Source organism: Tessaracoccus coleopterorum (assembly GCF_011174705.1).
In the GTDB taxonomy this organism is placed as follows: Bacteria; Actinomycetota; Actinomycetes; order Propionibacteriales; family Propionibacteriaceae; genus Arachnia; species Arachnia coleopterorum.
This window is the reverse complement of the sequence record NZ_JAANIJ010000001.1, coordinates 1830988-1848540: the sequence shown is the minus strand read 5'-3', so window position 1 is coordinate 1848540 and position 17553 is coordinate 1830988. Positions and strand designations below refer to the sequence as shown.

The 17553-nt window shown below is 66.9% G+C and carries 20 protein-coding genes, 1 tRNA gene and 7 pseudogenes; 18 read left to right on the top strand and 10 right to left on the bottom strand.

What is annotated here, in order from left to right; genetic code table 11:
• Positions 1-112: 112 nt before the first annotated feature.
• Together G7085_RS11920 and G7085_RS11915 are read right to left on the bottom strand one after the other, a co-directional pair.
• Complete coding sequence (locus tag G7085_RS11920) at positions 113-532, bottom strand: hypothetical protein (RefSeq protein ID WP_197511119.1); 420 nt, start codon at positions 530-532, stop codon at positions 113-115.
• Positions 533-737: 205 nt separating this feature from the next.
• Positions 738-810: transfer RNA gene (locus G7085_RS11915), tRNA-Ala, on the bottom strand.
• A 176-nt stretch (positions 811-986) separates the two neighbouring features.
• Here G7085_RS11915 and G7085_RS11910 point away from each other — a divergent pair.
• From G7085_RS11910 to G7085_RS11885, 6 genes are all read left to right on the top strand, one after another.
• On the top strand, positions 987-1172 hold the full coding sequence (locus tag G7085_RS11910) for a YbjN domain-containing protein (RefSeq protein WP_197511118.1): 186 nt from the start codon (positions 987-989) through the stop codon (positions 1170-1172).
• Positions 1142-1402 (top strand): hypothetical protein, encoded by a 261-nt coding sequence (locus G7085_RS11905; protein ID WP_197511117.1) that lies wholly within the window; start codon positions 1142-1144, stop codon positions 1400-1402. Before G7085_RS11910 ends, G7085_RS11905 begins: the two co-directional genes overlap by 31 nt.
• 34 nt (positions 1403-1436) lie before the next feature.
• Positions 1437-1940 (top strand): hypothetical protein, encoded by a 504-nt coding sequence (locus tag G7085_RS11900; RefSeq protein ID WP_197511116.1) that lies wholly within the window; start codon positions 1437-1439, stop codon positions 1938-1940.
• Between the two features lie 90 nt (positions 1941-2030).
• Positions 2031-2375, top strand: coding sequence for a hypothetical protein (locus G7085_RS11895; RefSeq protein WP_197511115.1), 345 nt, complete (start codon positions 2031-2033; stop codon positions 2373-2375).
• Positions 2357-3403, top strand: coding sequence for a hypothetical protein (locus G7085_RS11890; RefSeq protein WP_197511114.1), 1047 nt, complete (start codon positions 2357-2359; stop codon positions 3401-3403). Before G7085_RS11895 ends, G7085_RS11890 begins: the two co-directional genes overlap by 19 nt.
• Positions 3316-3990, top strand: coding sequence for a hypothetical protein (locus G7085_RS11885; protein WP_197511113.1), 675 nt, complete (start codon positions 3316-3318; stop codon positions 3988-3990). Before G7085_RS11890 ends, G7085_RS11885 begins: the two co-directional genes overlap by 88 nt.
• Positions 3991-4049: 59 nt before the next feature.
• Here the strand turns inward: G7085_RS11885 and G7085_RS30310 are convergent, their stop codons facing one another.
• Positions 4050-4913, bottom strand: a complete 864-nt coding sequence (locus tag G7085_RS30310; protein ID WP_331715629.1) for a glycerol-3-phosphate dehydrogenase/oxidase — start codon at positions 4911-4913, stop codon at positions 4050-4052.
• Positions 4877-5767, bottom strand: coding sequence for a glycerol-3-phosphate dehydrogenase/oxidase (locus G7085_RS25745; protein ID WP_269451847.1), 891 nt, complete (start codon positions 5765-5767; stop codon positions 4877-4879). Before G7085_RS25745 ends, G7085_RS30310 begins: the two co-directional genes overlap by 37 nt.
• 209 nt (positions 5768-5976) lie before the next feature.
• Between G7085_RS25745 and G7085_RS11875 the strand changes: the two genes are divergently transcribed.
• The 5 genes and pseudogenes from G7085_RS11875 (at position 5977) to G7085_RS11855 (ending at position 8671) form a co-directional block, all read left to right on the top strand.
• Positions 5977-6720 carry an isochorismatase family cysteine hydrolase gene (locus tag G7085_RS11875; protein ID WP_197511112.1) on the top strand — a complete coding sequence of 248 codons (744 nt, stop codon included), beginning with the start codon at positions 5977-5979 and terminating at the stop codon, positions 6718-6720.
• Positions 6713-6904, top strand: coding sequence for a sigma factor-like helix-turn-helix DNA-binding protein (locus G7085_RS11870; RefSeq protein ID WP_197511111.1), 192 nt, complete (start codon positions 6713-6715; stop codon positions 6902-6904). The genes G7085_RS11875 and G7085_RS11870 overlap by 8 nt, the downstream gene beginning before the upstream one ends.
• A gap of 67 nt (positions 6905-6971) precedes the next feature.
• Complete coding sequence (locus G7085_RS11865; RefSeq protein ID WP_197511110.1) at positions 6972-7556, top strand: sugar-binding transcriptional regulator; 585 nt, start codon at positions 6972-6974, stop codon at positions 7554-7556.
• A 173-nt stretch (positions 7557-7729) separates the two neighbouring features.
• Positions 7730-8547, top strand: a pseudogene (locus G7085_RS34880) (enoyl-CoA hydratase/isomerase family protein).
• On the top strand, positions 8435-8671 hold the full coding sequence (locus tag G7085_RS11855; protein ID WP_408647100.1) for an enoyl-CoA hydratase/isomerase family protein: 237 nt from the start codon (positions 8435-8437) through the stop codon (positions 8669-8671). Before G7085_RS34880 ends, G7085_RS11855 begins: the two are co-directional and overlap by 113 nt.
• Positions 8672-8739: 68 nt before the next feature.
• On the opposite strand, the gene G7085_RS11850 is transcribed toward G7085_RS11855, so the two are convergent.
• Together G7085_RS11850 and G7085_RS11845 are read right to left on the bottom strand one after the other, a co-directional pair.
• The gene (locus tag G7085_RS11850) at positions 8740-9252 is read right to left on the bottom strand and encodes a hypothetical protein (protein WP_197511107.1); all 513 of its coding nucleotides are present in this window, start codon (positions 9250-9252) and stop codon (positions 8740-8742) included.
• 220 nt (positions 9253-9472) lie between these two features.
• Complete coding sequence (locus tag G7085_RS11845) at positions 9473-9811, bottom strand: UDP-N-acetylmuramate dehydrogenase (protein ID WP_197511106.1); 339 nt, start codon at positions 9809-9811, stop codon at positions 9473-9475.
• 83 nt (positions 9812-9894) lie between these two features.
• Here G7085_RS11845 and trxB point away from each other — a divergent pair.
• From trxB to G7085_RS11810, 7 genes and pseudogenes are all read left to right on the top strand, one after another.
• Positions 9895-10852 (top strand): annotated as a pseudogene (gene trxB / locus G7085_RS11840) (thioredoxin-disulfide reductase).
• Between the two features lie 37 nt (positions 10853-10889).
• Positions 10890-11207 (top strand): thioredoxin, encoded by a 318-nt coding sequence (gene trxA, locus G7085_RS11835; protein WP_197511105.1) that lies wholly within the window; start codon positions 10890-10892, stop codon positions 11205-11207.
• A 58-nt stretch (positions 11208-11265) separates the two neighbouring features.
• Positions 11266-11481, top strand: coding sequence for a hypothetical protein (locus G7085_RS11830; protein ID WP_197511104.1), 216 nt, complete (start codon positions 11266-11268; stop codon positions 11479-11481).
• On the top strand, positions 11436-11813 hold the full coding sequence (locus G7085_RS11825; protein ID WP_197511103.1) for a hypothetical protein: 378 nt from the start codon (positions 11436-11438) through the stop codon (positions 11811-11813). Before G7085_RS11830 ends, G7085_RS11825 begins: the two co-directional genes overlap by 46 nt.
• A gap of 52 nt (positions 11814-11865) precedes the next feature.
• Positions 11866-13170: pseudogene (locus tag G7085_RS11820) on the top strand (aminotransferase-like domain-containing protein).
• Positions 13171-13195: 25 nt separating this feature from the next.
• A pseudogene (locus G7085_RS11815) lies at positions 13196-14124 on the top strand (D-alanine--D-alanine ligase family protein).
• Between the two features lies 1 nt (position 14125).
• Positions 14126-14629, top strand: a pseudogene (locus tag G7085_RS11810) (SURF1 family cytochrome oxidase biogenesis protein); the annotation flags it as partial.
• 213 nt (positions 14630-14842) lie between these two features.
• Here the strand turns inward: G7085_RS11810 and G7085_RS25735 are convergent.
• The 4 genes and pseudogenes from G7085_RS25735 to G7085_RS11795 form a co-directional block, all read right to left on the bottom strand.
• A pseudogene (locus G7085_RS25735) lies at positions 14843-15078 on the bottom strand (DUF3817 domain-containing protein).
• A gap of 193 nt (positions 15079-15271) precedes the next feature.
• Positions 15272-15493 (bottom strand): hypothetical protein, encoded by a 222-nt coding sequence (locus tag G7085_RS32600; RefSeq protein WP_331715627.1) that lies wholly within the window; start codon positions 15491-15493, stop codon positions 15272-15274.
• Positions 15469-16161, bottom strand: coding sequence for a ParB/RepB/Spo0J family partition protein (locus G7085_RS36315; protein WP_331715978.1), 693 nt, complete (start codon positions 16159-16161; stop codon positions 15469-15471). Before G7085_RS36315 ends, G7085_RS32600 begins: the two co-directional genes overlap by 25 nt.
• Positions 16138-17006 (bottom strand): annotated as a pseudogene (locus tag G7085_RS11795) (ParA family protein); the annotation flags it as partial. The gene G7085_RS36315 and the pseudogene G7085_RS11795, both read right to left, overlap by 24 nt.
• Positions 17007-17553 lie beyond the last annotated feature (547 nt).

Here is a 17553-nt window from a genome sequence, read left to right as displayed (position 1 = left end):
CCCTTGGCTCGTGGTTTGCCGGCTCCGACGATGCGGCACGGGTTGGCCGCGATCAGCTCGTCGTTGACGGCGTCGTTCATGAGGTGCTTGAGGAGATCGTAGGCCTTCCCGTTCATGGTCGGTGTGTCCGGGAGAGCCTCGTGCCACTTGCGCACGATCGCGGCAGTGACGAGTGCGAGGGTGTGTCCCCGAGCCAGCCGTCGATCCGGAGACGCAGGCACCGTCGGTAGTCCTCGACGGTGCTGCCGACGATGGGCGACCTCGATCGGGTGGACCATGCCAGGATGCGCTGCTCGGCCCACTCGGCCACGGTGAGCGCTGCAGAGTCCTGTCGGCGCTGACGTACCTCCGGCGGGGTCCAGCCGTCTTGATCGATGAGGCGCTGCTCGGACGCCTGCCAATACCTCGCGTCCTGCAGGTGGGTGAAGGTCTTGGAATACCGCTTCCCGTCGGGGCCGAGGTAGCGAACCCGGTAGTTCCCGCTCGGAAGGAGCAGGATTCCGGGCGGAAGTCTGCGGGGTGCACGCGCCATGTTCGGGCTCCCTCCCCGGTTTTCCGGGTCCAATCCGTGTCCAATTTGGGGCCAATCGGTACCCATTATGGCCTATTTCGTGACCAATTTGGGGCCACAGAGTGGTGCACGGTGGCGGAGGGTGACGCAGCTTGGCGGAGTCGGAATCCCGTCTCACTACGTGTTTTGCATCCGTTTTGGCTTGTGCCAGGCGGTTCTCGAGTTGTGGAGCATAGGGGACTCGAACCCCTAACTTCCACCTTGCAAAGGTGGCACTCTACCAATTGAGTTAATGCCCCGAGACTCGCAAGAGTATAGGGTGCCTAGGCCCGGGTCGCCACATCGCACCCCTCCCAGAGCCGGGGCAGCGTCGCTACCTCCCCGACGCCATGCCAGATCCCGGGCACGTGACCTACACTCCTGTCCGTAGGCTGGGCCCCATGGCAACCGAACCGGATCAGGTAACGCCCTCACGATGCAGAGGGTGCTCGACATCCTCGACGCGATGGGCATCGGGTACAAGGTCGACGACGAGGGCGACGTCCTGAGCATCTGGGACGGCAACGCGTTCTACATCTACGTCACCGGCGAGGGAGACGGCCTCCAGGTGTTGGGGTCCTGGGGCATCTCGTGTCCAACGACGAGTTCCACCGGATCCTGATGGGCGCCAACGACATCCATTCCGTCAGCCTCTACCCGAAGATCTGCGTCGAACCGGGCGAGGGCGGGCTGCTGAGCGTGTCGACGAGGCACCCCGGAGACTTCCGGCACGGCGTCACCGACGCCCAGCTCGCCGCGCACATCAGCCTCGGCATCTCGTCGGCGGTCGCGTACTTCACCGATCTCCACACGCTCTATCCGGAGGCGCAGCCGGCGTCCTACAACAGATAGATCCGGTTGTCATCCCGCGCTCTACGCTCGGTACATGAACGATCCGATCGACCCGGAGTTCCTCGCGGCGATGGAGGCAGCCGGGGTCACGCACCGGCCCGGCATGGGTGCCGAGTTGATGGAGGAACTGAGGCCGCTGCTCGCGGCGGACGGGATCGACCTGGACGCCATCGATGTCGACATCGACACGTTCAACGAGGCGATGACCCGGGCCATCGAGCGCCGCAACATGGAACTGTCCACCCCCACCGGTGACGATCGGGTCGCCGCGCTCGACGTCCTCGCCGCATTCACCCTCCTGGCCCACGGCGGACATACCGACGACGCGCTCGATCTGATCGACAAGGTGGGGCCGTACCCGTCGACGGCATTCCCGTCGGTGAGTCAGGTCATCGGCACGGCCCTCGGGCTGCTCGACACCTGGCTGGCAGAACCACCCCCGTTCCACGTGTTCTACCTGCCCTACCCGTCGTACGGCCGTAGGCCGGCAGGCGACATCCTCGCCGCGGCCGGAGACGGGGCTCCTACGCCTCCATGAACGGCCTTCTCATGACGCACGGAGGAAAGGCGGTGTTGCATGGCGCCGCCATCTCCGTCGCCTCCTACCTCGCCTGCCTCGCGAAGCACCTTGGCCGGGACGTATCCGACCTCTGCGACGAGCTGCTCACCGCGCTCCCCACGCGCCGCACTTCCCGCTCCCGCAGCCTGCGACGCAACCCGCGCGCTCGGGTGGCAGCGTCGGCTGCGTCGCAGCCTGCGGGTGGCGCTGGGCAATGGTGCGACTCCGGGTCAGGAGGCAACGCTCGACGACGCCATGGGGCTGTTCGACGAACTGCTCGATCTCGGCGACGCTAGGGGCTCGACCTCCGCCTCCCCGATGACGTGCTGGCGGTGGGGCGGGAGTTGGCAGCTGACCGCTCCTACGCAGAGGAACATCGGTTGGACCTCTACTGGATGCTCGGGATATACCTGAGCCACCGGATCCATCTGGGAGATGACGCCGAGGCTTGGAAGGACGTCCAGGCGGTGGTGGGAGCGCAGAACGCCGAAGCGGAGGACGCCGTCACCAAGCTGCTGACCGACCGCATGCTCCGCTTCGACCGGGCAGAGACCGCCGAGGCCCTGGGGAGAGTCGCCGTGTGCGAGCGGGTGCCCGACCTGTTGGCGTGGATCGGGGCGGGCCGCGCCGTGACCGCAACCGGTGCCATCCGCCGGGCCGACCTCCGCTTCACTGCCGGCCTGCTCGGCATCGACGTCATCGGCGTGAACAGGCGTCCCCGGCAACCCGGCGGCATCGGCGCGGCGCTTCCCGTGCTCTCCATGGACGCCGTCCCACCGCTCACCATCTGGTGGGACCACCTCCTCAACTCGCGGATCATCGAACTGGACGGCAGCAGGGTCCGCCGAGGCCCGAGGGCCGACGCGTTCCTCGCTGACCGGCAGGATGAACGCCTCACCCTCACCTACGACATCGCGCTGTCCGCCGCGCTGACATACGTCATTGAAGACGCCGAGTGGAACATCAGCACGGCCCGGGCGTTCGAGATCCTCGCCGCCGCCCTCGTCCGCGGTGAGGATGACGTCGATACCCCACTGTCGAGGGAGCTGGAGTCGCTCCCGCTCACCAGAGAGATGGTGAAGGCGGCGGGCTCCCCGGTGGTCACGCGAGCGTGGGTCGGCGATCAGGCGGATCACATCATCAACGAGTTCGCCCGCATCGGCCTGCTCGAGATGTCGGCGAACGGCCGACCCCGGGTGCGGCGCGGGCTCGGCTGCGTGCTCGGGGCCGTGCTGCTCCGGGTCCGTTCCCACCTCCCGGCTGGTACTACGGGAAGTTGCAGCCCTAGCCGTCGTCCGACGTTGTCAGAGGCCTCCGCTAGCGTCCTGGGTACTCGACATCGAAGGAGTGCTCCATGTCCGATTCCCGTCCCGGGATCGCGCTGCACCTGTACCGCGTCATCGTCTGGGCCCTGGTCGCCGTCTCCGCCGTACTGCTCGTGACCCAGCCGCTGCCGGCGTTCCCGGCTGCACCGGATGGAGGGCGCGCCCTGAACGTCACTCAGGACTGGGCGAAGCTACTGAAGACTGCCCGCTCGGACGCAGACAGCAACAACATCCGTGCCGACACCGCACCGAAACAGCAGGTGGTCAACGGCTGGCTCACCAACGATCAGCTGGAGATCATCGGGCTCCAGAACGCCGAACTGTCGGAACGACTCCTGATCGCCCAGTTCACCCACGACCAGGCGGTGGAGTCCCAGCGGGCCCAGTGGGAGTGGGAGATGCAGGATCGCCGTCTCGAGCTGTTGGTTCTCATCTTCGGGCTGGGCGTGGCAGCCCACCTCGCCGGCTCGGCTGTGATCTCGCTGGTTACCGCGACGCGCCGGAATCGTCGCAGCACCCCTACCGTCGACGATGACCTGCCCGGGGCACCGGGCGGCGTACCGGTCCCCGGTACCCCGACCGACATCCCATCTGCCCTGCCTGCGCCACTCATACAGCCCCAGGCCGGGCCCGCACCCATGGCGCCTACGCAGGGGCAGGGCCCGGATCAGTGGCCCACCCGGCCGCCGGTCGACTTCGTCTAGCACCCAGAACAGGGAACCGCCGCCCCACGGACAGGGCGGCGGTTCGTCCGTTCGGAGGATCAGTCGACGATGTCGGCGGCCTCCATGCGCGCGGCTGAGGCTGCCGCGTCGGTGGGCAGTTCCTCAGCGGCGATCTCGGCGGCGATCCGGGCCCGGTAGTTCGCCTTCTCGGCCTCGGTCTTCTGGGCGTCCCATCCGAGCTGCGCTGCCGCGATCTCGGCGATCTCGTCGACGGCGGAGCCGCCACGGTCACGCGACTCCGAGTTGAGGCGCACGCGGGCGATGAAGATGTCCTCCAGGTGGAGGGCACCCTCGACGGTGCACGCCCGGGCGACCTCGGCGCGGATGAACTGAGGCGCGGCCTTCAGTGGCTTGGCCAGCGTCGGGTCCTCGTCGATGGTGGCCAGCAGGTCGGGCAGCTCCGAGCCGTAGCGGCGCACCAGGTGGTGCATCCGGTCGGCGTCGAACCCGTACTTGGCGCCCAGGCGCTCGGCCTGGTTGACCGTGGCGTCGAAGCCGTCGGCGCCCATCAGCGGAAGGTCGAACGTCGGCGACGGCTTGGCCGCCGCGAGTTCCTTGCCGAGCGCGAAGTCGACGGCGTCCTCGGCCATCACGCGGTAGGTGGTCAGCTTGCCGCCCGCGATCGCGACCATGCCGGGGATGACCTCGGTGACGGTGTGCTCACGCGACACCTTCGTCGACTTCGACTCGTCGAGCACCTTCGGCTGCAGCAGCGGGCGCAGGCCGGCGTAGGTGCCGATGATGTCGTCGCGGGTCAGGTTCTCCGCCAGCACCTCGTTGGCGTGGGCCAGCACGTAGTCGATATCGGCCGACGTGGGCACCGGGTGCTTGAGCTGCTCGTGCCAGGCGGTGTCAGTGGTGCCGATCACCCAGTAGTGCTGCCACGGGATGATGAACAGCACCGACTTCTCCGTGCGGAGGAACAGGCCGGTCTGGGCCTTGAGACGCTCGCGCGGCAGGACGATGTGGATGCCTTCGACGCCAGCACCTTGAGGCCGCCGGTGCCGCCGGCCATGTCCTGGGTCTCCTCGGTCCACACGCCGGTGGCGTTGATGAGGCGCTTCGCCTTGATGGTGAGGGCCTCACCGGTCTCGACATCGACGGCCTCGACACCGGAGGCGTGGCCCCGGGCGTCCTTGAGGATGTTGGTCACCCGGACGCGGCTTGCGGCCTGTGCACCGTACTTCTGGGCGGTGCGCACGAGCGTGATGACGAGGCGGGCGTCGTCGACCCGGGCGTCATAGAACTCGATGGCGCCGCAGAGGGCCGACGGCTTGATCTCGGGGAACCGCTTGAGGGCGCCCTTCTTCGAGAGGTGGTGCTGGATCGGGACGGTCTTCTTGCCGCCGGCACCGATGACGGCGAGGGCGTCGTACATGCCGACCCCGACCGCGGAGTAGGCCCGCTCGATCACGGGCGTCTTGAGGGGCCACAGGAAGGGCTGGGCCTCGACAAGGTGGGGGGCGATGAGGGTGAGGAGGCGTCCGCGCTCCTTGAGGGCCTCAGCCACCAGCTTGAAGTCGAGGTTGTAGAGGTAGCGCAGACCGCCGTGCACCAGGCGGGAGGATCGCGAGGACGTGCCGGAGGCCCAGTCCTGTCCCTCAATGATCGCGGTACTGAGGCCACGCGAGGCCGCATCGAGCGCGATGCCTGCTCCGGTGACGCCACCTCCGATCACCAGCACGTCGAAGGTCTCAGTGGACATTGCGCGCAGCGACTCGGTGCGCTGCTGCGGCGTCAAAGCGGTGCTCGTCATTGTTGTGATGCTCCTTTGCTCGTAATCCAAGGTTCACCCGTCTGCACGTTCTGCGCAACCGCTGTGCACGTTCGTGCACACGGCGCGGGGTGCGACGTCGCGGTGGTGCAGCAACCGCGCTCCCGCTAGGCGCTCCTCATGAGATAGGGCGCCTTGACGTGGCACGCCGCATACAGTGGATCGCGACCCACCAGTGCAAAGGAGCACCCATGAAAGCCGAATCGACGGCGCTTGTCCTGATCGAGTTCCAGAACGACTTCACGACTCCGGGAGGCACCCTCCACGACGCAGTCAAGGAGACCATGGACGCCACCGGAACGCTCGACAACGCCGTCGCGGCGGCCGACGCGGTCCGCGAGGCGGGCGGCGCCATCCTCCACGTGCCGATCTCGTTCGCCCCGGGCTACGGCGAGATCACCTCGCACCCCTACGGCATCCTCGCCGGCGTCGTCGCGTCGACATCGTTCGTGCGCGGCGGCTGGGGTGCCGAGATCTGCGAGCAGCTCACCCCGCAGGAGGGCGACATCACCATCGAAGGCAAGCGCGGTCTTGACGCATTCGGCTCCACCAACCTCGACTTCGTGCTGCGCTCCAAGGGGATCGACACCGTCGTCCTCGCCGGCTTCCTCACCAACTGCTGCGTGGAGTCCACGATGCGCAGCGCCTACGAGAAGGGCTTCGAGGTGATCACCCTCACCGACGCCGTCGGGCCACCTCGCCGGAAGAGCACGCCAACGCGATCAAGTACGACTACCCGATGTTCTCCAAGCCGATGTCGACCGACGAGTTCGTCGACGCGCTCGGCAGTGAGCAGGAGATGGCCGACTCGTCGCGCGGATACTGACCGACCGACACCGGACGTCCCCACCGAAACTCGGTGGGGACGTCCGGCATACCGGGCGGTTTCCTGTCCCCCTAGGATGAGACGTCAAAGGTGGGAGGAACATGCCTGACAAGAGCAGCGAGTCACTACTGACTGTTGCCCGGATGTACTACGTCCAGGGCGAGACGATGGACGCCATCGCCCATCACCTGAACGTCTCGCGCTCCACGGTGTCGCGCCTCCTGAAGGAGGCCCGCGACAGGGGCTTGGTGCGGGTGACGATCGTCGACCCCGAGCGGCCCTGGGCCGGATAGCGGACCTGTTTCAGCGCTACTTCAACGTGACGGCCCACATCGTGCAGGTGAGGCCGGGGCGAGCAGCGTGTTCCGCCTCGACCAGGTGGCCCGCACCGCCGCCGACCTGCTCGCCGCCAGCGTCGAGGACGGCGACATCCTCGGCGTCGCATGGGGAACCACCACCTCGGCCATCGCCGCGCACCTACGCCCACGGGAACTGCACGGCGTGACGGTGATCGGCCTCAACGGCGGAGCCAACCACCAGACGACGGGCCTGCCCTACGTCGGGAGCATCCTCCACCGCTTCGCCGAGGCGTTCAACGGGCAGGAACAGCTCCTCGCCCTCCCCGCCTTCTTCGACAACCCGGACACCCGCGACGCGATGTGGCGCGAACAGTCGACCCGACACATCCTGAGCGTGCGCGACAACTGCGGAATCGCCCTCTTCGGCGTCGGCGGCCTCAACTCCGAGCTCCAGTCCCACGTCTACGCCTCCAACTACCTGAGCGAACGTGATCAGCGTGAACTGCGTGAAATGGGCGTTGTGGGCGACATCTGCACAGTGATGCTGCGCGAAGACGGTTCATTCCGCGACATTCCGCTCAACGGCAGGGCCACCGGCATGACGCCGAAGGAACTCCAGCGGGTACCCGCCGCATCTGCGTGGTAACCGGGCTGTCGAAGACGGCCCCGACCCTCGGGCGCTCCGGGCAGGCGTGGCGACCGACCTCGTCATCGATCAGGAGACTGCGCGCGCCGTGCTGACCCGGATGAAGCCCGGCATCAGGCTGAACTGACAAGCATCGGAAGACGAGAGCGATAACACTGCCGTAGGCTGCGCTCATGTCTGAATTCATCATGACCGATGTGACCGACGGGATTGCCCGCATCACGCTCAATCGGCCACAGGCGATCAACGCGCTCGACGACTCCATGCTGCTGGCCATGTACGAGGCCCTCATGGAGTGGAGCCGCGATGACGACGTCACCGCCGTCGAGATCACCGCCAACGGCGAGCGCGGCTTCTGCGCGGGCGCCGATGTGCGGCTGCTTGCCGGAAACGTGGTGGAGGGCGGCCCGTGGCTGCACTTCCTCGAGACCGAGTACGCGCTGGACATGATGATCGCCAACTACCCCAAGCCCGTGACCACGCACATGCGTGGCATCACGATGGGCGGGGCCTCGGGCTCGGCAGCCACGCCGACCGCCGCATCGTCTACGCCGACACGGTGATGGCGATGCCCGAGACCAAGATCGGCTTCTTCCCCGACGTCGGTGTCATGCACCAGTTGTCGCGCGCAGGCGCCATCGGCCGCCACCTCGCGCTGACCTCCGCCACGTTCACCGGAGGCGATGCGCTCCTGCTGAACCTGGCAGACGAGTCGGCCGACGGGCCCTGCCCGCGCCGCTGTTCGAGTCGTCCAACACGTGGATCGAGGAGTGCTACGCCTCCGACAACCCCGTCGAGATCGTCCAGGCACTGGAGTCGCATCCGGACGAGGCGGCGCGCCAGGCGGGTCGGGACCTGCGGGAGCGTTCCCCTTCGCAGTGCATGTGGCGCTCCGCGCCCTGATCCGCGCCGAGAAGCTCGGCCTCAGCGAGGTGCTCGACCAGGACCTCCGGCTCGCCGAGAGCGTCCTCAACGTCGGCGACTTCGTTGAGGGCGTGCGTGCCCTGCTCATCGAGAAGAACACCACTCCCACCTGGCGTTACGCGACAATCGAGGACGTACCCACCGAGGAGATCGACAAGGTCTTCGACTACCGCTCCAACTGGCACCGCTAGGCCGAACACCCGAGGAGAACGCCGCGAGGCGCCGGCGGATCGCGCACGGAGCAGCGGACCCGGCGCCACTACTCGCGGAGGACGCGCCCAAGGGCGTCGAGCTTCTCCTCGAGGGCGGTGAGCCGCTCGCCGAGCTCACCCATCGCGGCACCGTCAGGCTGACCCGCCGCCGGGACGGGGCGACGGCCACGGACGAAGCGCAGGTACCCCACCAGGATCGTCACGGCAAGCGCGACCGTGATCATCGCGAACCGGGCGATGCTGGTGTCGGCGGAGAAGGTCATCGCGACTGCGTAGATCATCGTGAACACACCGCCGAGCAGAACCCCGTTGGAGATCACCGCCTGCTCGCCCGGCAGGAGGAGCGACACGGCCAGGAGGAGCGTCGCACAGACCAGCAGGACGATGCCGGTGACGAGCGCCCAGTGGCCGTGCACCGAGGCCCACTCGGCCTGACCTGCCTCCGTGGACGGGTAGTCCGGTTCCGGGTAGAACGTATTGACGCCGATTCCGACGAACGCGACCACCACGAGGCCGAGGAAGAACGCGAAGATGATCTGCAGGGCAGCGTTGGCCTTCATGCATGAAAGATACCGCGGCCCGAGGCACCCGGCCGGCGCCCGCCTCAGCCGCGCGACACCGCCGCCCGCACGTCCGCCAGAGGCACCCGCGCTCCCTCCTCGACACCGAGCAGGGCGGCGAGTCCGGCGTCCCGGACAGGCACCGTCAGATCGCCCTGCCGGAACAGGAATGCGACGTCGAGGATCCGGTAACGGGGCGTCCCGTCTTCGAGCCGCTCCCTCAGCGGGAAGCTGGGCCCCTGAGCTGTGCCACCGGGAAGCTGCGCTGCTGATCGGTGGCCAGATCCCAGGTGCGCACCGACGAGAGGGTGTCGGAGACGGACTGTCCGTGGGCGGTGGCGTCGGTTGTGACGGCGTCGGCGACAGTTCCCGGGACGGCGGCGAGGGCCTCGATGCCGACCCAGTCGGAGGCGACTGCGTGCTCGACCAGGTCGCCCCAGGAGTCGGTCGCAGGCACCCGCACCTGGACACCGCCACAGAAGGCGAGGTCGTCAACCTCGCAGGCCGAGTCGTCCACCTCCATGCCGGTGATGGGGAAAGGCACTGCGTTGGTGGTCATGGCACCCATTGCACGCCAGAAGGGGAGGCTTCTCAAGGGGTGGCAGGTTCCCGAGGATCGCCAATTTCGCCCCAGCGCCTAATATGGGTCGGGTCACGCGAGAGGAATCCATGACCACCACCCACGATGTCATCATCATCGGCTCCGGCCCGCCGGTTACACCGCCGCCATCTACGCGGCCCGCGCCAACCTGTCGCCCGTCATCTTCGAGGGGCCCTCGAATCCGGCGGCGCGCTGATGAACACCACCGAGGTCGAGAACTACCCGGGTTTCCCGAGGGCATCGACGGCCCCGAACTGATGACGAGCATGCGGGCCCAGGCGGAACGCTTCGGAGCCCAGCTGATCACCGACGACGTGACCGCCGTCGACCTCACGGGTGACATCAAGATCGTCAAGGATTCCGACGACGTCGAGTACCGCGCCAAGTCGGTCATCCTCGCCATGGGCTCCGGCTACCGCAAGCTCGGCCTACCCGACGAGGAGCGGCTCTCCGGCCGCGGCGTGTCCTGGTGCGCCACCTGCGACGGCGCCTTCTTCCGCGACAAGCCGATCGCCGTCGTCGGCGGCGGCGACTCCGCCATGGAGGAGGCCACCTTCCTCTCCCGTTTCGGCTCGAGCGTCGTGGTTGTCCACCGCCGCGACGAGTTGCGCGCCTCGAAGATCATGATCGACCGGGCCATGAAGGACCCCAAGATCGACTTTGCCTGGAACTCCGCCGTCGAGACGATCAACGGTGAGCGCTCCGTCGAGTCGATCACGCTGCGCGACACCACCACGGGCGACCTGCGCGACGTTCCGGTCAACGGGCTCTTCATCGCGATCGGCCACGACCCACGCTCCGAGCTGGTCAAGGGGCAGGTCGACCTCGACCCGAAGGCTATGTGCTCGTCGAGGGTCGCACCACTGCCACCAACCTGCCAGGCGTGTTCGCGTGCGGCGACCTCGTCGACCACACCTACCGCCAGGCCGTCACAGCTGCGGGTACGGGTGTTCCGCGGCCCTGGACGCCGAGCGCTACCTGCAGTCGATCGCCGACTGAGCAGTCAAGAGACTTTTAGTAAGAAGGAGATACAACCGTGGCAGTGACCGACGTTACCGAGAAGTCGTTTGTCGACGAGGTGCTGATGGCCGACGGACTCGTCGTCGTCGACTACTGGGCCGACTGGTGCTCGCCCTGCAAGCAGCTCTCGCCCATCATCGAGGAGCTCTCCGGCGAATACGGCCAGGTGAAGTTCGTGAAGGTCGACACCAACTCGAACCCCAACCTCGCGGCCGAACAGGGCATCCTCTCGCTGCCGACGCTGCAGTTCTTCCAGGGTGGACGCGTGGCCAAGTCCCTCTCCGGCGGCAAGACGAAGAACGCGCTCAAGAAGGCCATCGACGAGCTCCTCTGATGACTGAACGGCCTGAAGCCCCTCGGGCGGGGATCCCGCGGACTCCGATTGGAAGCCCGTGGCATCTCTGCACGTCGAGCCCAAGCCGCCGATCCCGGACAGGGTGAAGTACGGAGGCCTCGCCGCCCTGGCCGCCCTCATCATCGGCGCCATCCTGCTCGGAGTCGGCCTGGGCGGTGGCTTCTCCGGTTCGCCGTCAGCGAGCCAGAGCCCGACCCCCCGTTCGCGATGGAGCCGCCGATCCAGCTCGGTTCCTACGTCCGGGGCACCCTGAAGCCCTCCGATGACGGACACCTCACCAGCGCCGACTACTCCGACGGCACCGCGTCCATCGTGCTGGTCATGCAGTGGCCCCAGAACGACCTCGACTCGTTCATGGGTGACGCGGGCTTCGAGTCGCCCCAACCCGTCTCATCCTCCAGCCCTGTGGCCACCCCGACGGGCAACCTGCTGTGCGGCCTCTCCGACGAGTACTCCGACGAGGAGACCGTCGGCTGCGCCACCATCGAGCGCGACACCGGCCTCATGGTCGTGGGACTGTCCGACCAGGATGAGGAGGAGATCCGCGGTCTCCTCGAGCAGTTTGAGCAGTCTGTCACGGGGTGACGGCAGGGGCTAGGGTGGCCGTACCCACGCCGACAGATATGACAAGGCATCAATCGTGACCGACCAGGATCGACACGACACCCGTCTCGACGGGTTCGTCGACAGCTACTCACAGCGCACCAACGGCATGCGGGTCTCCGCAGTCCGAGCTCTGTTCTCGGTAGCCAACCGGCCTGAGATCGTGTCGCTCGCCGGCGGGATGCCGAACATCAAGGACCTTCCCTCGAGCGGATCGGCGCGTCGATCGGCTCGATGATCGTGGGCAACGGCGTCCAGGTGATGCAATACGGCTCAGGGCAGGGCGAGATCGGGCTGCGCGAGCAGATCCTCGGCGTGATGGCGCTGGAGGGAATCACCGCCCACGCGGACGACGTGATGATCACGGCGGGTTCCCAGCAGGGGCTCGACCTCGTCACCCGCATCTTCTGCGACCCCGGGACGTGATCCTTGCCGAGTCGCCGTCCTACGTGGGGGCACTCGGCACGTTCCTCAGCTACCAGGCCGACGTGGTGCACATCCCGAGCGACGCCGACGGGATCGACCCCGCCGCGCTCCGCGACACCACGCGGCGGCTCAAGGCCGAGGGTAGGCGGGTCAAGTTCCTCTACACGATCCCCAACTACAACAACCCCTCCGGCATCACACAGACACTGCAGCGCCGCCACGAGGTGGTCGCCGCCTGCGCCGCTGAGGGCGTGATCGTCGTCGAGGACAACCCGTACGGCCTCCTGTCCCTGGACGCGGAGCCGCTGCCGGCGATGCGCTCCTTCGAGCCCAACGTGATCTATCTCGGCTCCTTCTCGAAGACCTTCGCCCCCGGATTCCGGGTGGGATGGGTACTCGCACCCCACGGTGTCCGCGAGAAGCTCGTGCTGGCGCAGGAATCGGCGACGCTCTGCCCGCCGGTGTTCAGCCAGTTCGCCATCTCCGACTACCTCGCCAACCAGGACTGGAGGGGTCAGATCACCGTCTTCAAGGACATGTACCGCGAGCGGCGCGATTCGATGCTCACCGCGCTCGAGGAGTTCATGCCGGCGGGATCGACCTGGACGCACCCGGCGGGGGCTTCTTCGTCTGGGTGACGCTCCCGGAGGGCATCGATTCGCAGGCGATGCTCCCGCGAGGCGTCGACGCCCGCGTGGCGTTCGTGCCCGGCCCGGCGTTCTTCGCCGACGGCGGTGGCGCCCGCAATGTGCGCCTGTCGTACTGTTTCCCCACACCCGATCGCATCCGGCTCGGCGTCCAGCGCTTCGCTGACGTGATCCGCGGTGAGCTCGAGGTGATGAGCACCTTCGGCGTCCACGTGTCGCCTACCAACCTGCGTCGCGGGCCTGGCCCGGGCCCGGATCTGAGCTGAGCCAGCCAAGGAGAGTGGATCGAACATGACCGTCATCGTGATCGCCGGTGGACTGAGCCACGAGCGGGACGTGTCGCTGCGTTCCGGACGGCGCGTGGCCACATCGCTGCGCGACTCGGGCGTCGATGTGATCGAGGCCGACGTCACCGGCGACCTGGTGCAGCTGCTGCGCGACAACCCTGACGCCGTGGTCGTTCCGATGTTGCATGGTGGCCTGGGCGAAGACGGCGCGCTGCGGGAGGTGCTCGGTGTGCTGGGGTCCCCTTCGTCGGCTCGTCCGGCGCCGCGTCGCGGATCACGTTCGACAAGTCGATCGCCACATCCGTCATCCGGGCCGCCGGGCTCGCCGCCCCGAGGCAGATCGCCCTGCCCCACGACATCTTCCGTGAGCTCGGGGCACCCGTGCTGATGGAGGGCATCGGTGCGCAGCTCGGCTACCCCCTCATTGTCAAGCCGTCCCGCAGCGGCTCCGCCCTCGGCGTCACGAAGGTCAACTCCGCTGCGGAGCTGCCGAGTGCGCTGGTGGCGGCCTACGCCTACGGTGCCGTCGCCGTCATCGAGTCGTACCTGGAGGGCACCGAGATCGCGGTGACGGTGCTCGACGAGGGCGACGGGCCGGTGGCGCTGCCCGCGGTCGAGATCCGGCCCGAGTCCGGTGTCTATGACTACGAGTCGCGCTACACCGCCGGGGCGACCCGCTTCGTCACGCCGGCCGCCCTCCCACGCGACGTGCTCGAGGCCGCCGAGACCCTCGCGGTCGCCGCCCACCACGCCCTCGGCCTGCGTCACATCTCCCGCATCGACATGATCGTCCAGGGCGGCGTGCCCACGTTCATCGAGGCCAACGTGGCTCCCGGCATGACGGAGACCTCGCTGGCCCCACTGGCCATCGAGGCCGCGGGTCGCGAGGTAGGCGAGGTCGTGGCCAAGCTCGTCGCCACCGTGGAACACTGACATGAAACTGCGGACGAAGCAGGCCCTCGCCGTCACCGCCGGCTGCGTCGTCGCCGGCGCGATGATGCTGCTCGGGTTGTGGCAGATGAGCTCCTACGAGGAGTCGACCCGCGACGTCTCCGCGGAGCGTGCCACCCAGCCCGCAGTTGCCCTCGCGGAGAACATCTCCGAGGATGGCACCATCCAGGACATCTACGGGCGGCGGGTGACGCTGAGCGGGAGCTACGTCGCAGACCGGGAGGCGCGGATCGGCGATTCCGATCTCTGGCGTGTGGCCACCTTGTTCCGGATGGACGACGGACGTTACGTCACGGTGGTACGTGGTGCCATGGCCCCCGGTGACACGGCTCAGGCGCCCCCTCCGGGCGAGCAGAGCATCGAAGGCACCTTCCTGGCCCCGGACAAGCCCTACAGCGGCACCTCGACCAGCCTCGCCGACCACCCGACGCTCCGGGTGCAGGAACTCGCCCAGGAGTGGCCAAGCCCGCTGGTGGCCGGCTACGTCACGCTCAGCGCGGCCGATTCGTCGGCTCAGGGGCTGGATGCGGCCCCCTGCTACTGCCGGCCTCTGAGGGGTCACCCACCCATCGCGGGTACGCCCTCCAGTGGTGGGTGTTCGCCGGCGGCGCCGTCGCATTCGGGATCTACGCCGCGCGAGGGTTCGCAAAGGACGAGGCCAAGAAGGCCGACCGCGCTGCCAAGGCCGCGTAAGGGCGGCTCAGGCCTCGGAGCGTGCGAGGACGGCTCGCACGTTCTTCGTGGCGAAGTGCTCGGCGACGAAGGACAGGAACGGCACCGTGCCGGCCAGCATGATCGCCAGGAACCACTTGAGCGACCACTGGACGCGACGACCGAGGTCGTATGCGGTGATCAGCAGCACCATGTAGAGCCAGCCGTGGGGATGCCCGTCCACATCACGACGCGTCCGTCGCCCCAGATGTACTTCAAGGGCATGCCCACAAGCATCAGGACGGCGAGGAGGATGCCCACCACCCACGCCATCACCCTGTAGCGCATCAGCGCAGACTTCACACCGGGGATGTCCTCGGCATCGATCGTGACCTGCTGATGGTCGACCTGCTCGGTCATCGTCTAATCTCCTGGTCGCTATATCGACTTATCGGTTTACCCGTTAGTCGGTGAATCGTTAGATGGTCTTGCCGTCGAGAATGGCCATGATGCGGTCGAGATCGTCACCGGTGGCGAACTCGATGGTGATCTTCCCCTTGTTCCGCCCAATATCGACGCGGACCCTGGTGTCGAACTGGTCACTGAGCTGACTTGAGAGGTCACGTTCCCTCTCGTTCGGCTGCCTGGCTCCCCTGCTGAGGGTGGCCGGGCGGCTTACGGTGCCACGCCCGAGTGCCACGATCTCCTCCGTCGACCGGACTGACAGCCCTCTGCGACGATGCGCTCGGCGAGTCGCTCCTGGGCGTCCTCATCCGGAAGGCCCAGCAGGGCCCGAGCGTGACCGGCGCTCAGGACGCCTGCTGCCACCTTGGTCTGGACCTTCGGAGACAGATTCAACAGGCGCAGGGTGTTGGATACCTGTGGACGCGAACGATGGATCTTCTGGGACAGATCCTCCTTGGTGCAGGCAAAGTCGCGCAGCAGCTGATCGTAGGCCTGGGCCTCCTCGATGGGGTTCAGGTTCGCCCGATGGAGGTTCTCGAGCAGCGCATCGCGGAGGAGCGCCGTGTCATCCGTGCCCCGGATGATCGCGGGGATCGTCTCCCGGCCGGCCAGCTTGCTGGCCCTGAGGCGCCGCTCCCCCATGATGAGTTCATAACGGTTCCGACCCGCCCTACGCACCACAACTGGTTGCAGGACGCCGAACTCGGCGATCGAGTCGGCCAGTTCGTCCAGGTCGTCCTCGTCGAACACCGTGCGGGGCTGCTGCGGATTGGGGGAGATCTGGCCCAGCGGGAGATCGGCGAAGGTTGAGCCGTCGGTGAGCGGCTTCACCTCCTGATCGTCGTCGGTTCGGGCGAACAGGTCGCCGAGGCCGCGGCCGAGCCCACTCTGCTTTGTCGCCATGTCAGTTCTCCACTCCCTGCGTGCAATTTCCTCCGCGGCCGTGAGGTACGCCACGGCTCCGACGGACTTGGGCTGATAGGTGATCACGGGGAGCCCGTAGCTCGGGGCCTCAGCGATCTTGACCGAGCGCGGGATCTCCGTATCCAACGTCTGGGCGGCGAAGTGTTTGCGCACCTCTTCCGCAACCTCCCGGGATAGGTTCGTCCGCGCGTCGTACATGGTCAGAACGATGGTGCTCAGGACGAGATCGTCGTTCAGATTGCCCTTGACGCGGTCGATCGTGCGCATCAACTGGGTGACGCCCTCCAGTGCGTAGTACTCGGTCTGAATGGGCACGAGGATCTCGGTGGCGGCGACGAGAGCGTTCAGCGTGAGCAATCCGAGCGACGGGGGACAGTCGAAGAAGACGTAATCGACCCCGGACTCCTCGACGTACTGCTCGATGGCATCACGCATCCGATGTTCGCGGCCGCGCTCGTTGACCAACTCCAGCTCGGCTGCAGAGAGATCGATCGCGGCAGGGAGCACGTGCAGGTTCGGGCTGTGCGGGAGGGCTGTGCATGTTCGATGATCCCGACGCGGTCGATGAGGACCTCGTAGGTGCCCTTTGTTCCGGGCGAGTGCTCCACTCCCAGCGCGGTGGAGGCATTGCCCTGGGGATCAGTGTCCACGACGAGGACGTTGAGCCCACCGAGAGCCAGGGCCGTAGCGATGTTGACGGTCGTGGTGGTCTTTCCCACGCCACCCTTCTGGTTCGCTACGACGATGATGCGTGGTTCCTTGGGCCGGGGAGCTCTACGGCGACTTGGGCCCCGTGGGGACCATCTCGTCGCCATACTCATCATCTACCGTCTGGGAGTCGACCGCACGCCGTGGATTGCCGCCCGTTTCACGTGAAACGCTGTTGTGGTCCTTCCATGGTTCTTCGTCGAACTCACGAGTCTTCCGCTTGCGAAAGAACAACGCCATGTGATGCCTCCTCGGGGTACGAGGCGACTCTACCGAAGGAACCCGACGATTCCGATTCCACCCTCAATGAGAGGGTAACCGTTTCACGTGAAACGGTACACGTCCGTCTGCGAGGACGTATAACCTTTTAACCTTCTAGCCTTTTATCGCTATATCCGTTTATAGCTGATTGGCTTGGTGGGGTACTGGTCATGGCGGTGAGGAGCACCTTGATCGTTTCACGTGAAACCTAGCAACGGCAACGACCTGCTGACACCCGGAAAGGAAGCACGGTTTCGCGCTCAACCTGGCCAGTCCAATGTCTCCCGGACCGGCCGCCGTCCACACAACCGCCCAGTGCCTCTGAGGGCCGCCTCAACGCCTGACGGTCGGGCCCGATGCGGCGACGCGACTCCGTCCGGTCGAGCATCGACAACTACGGAC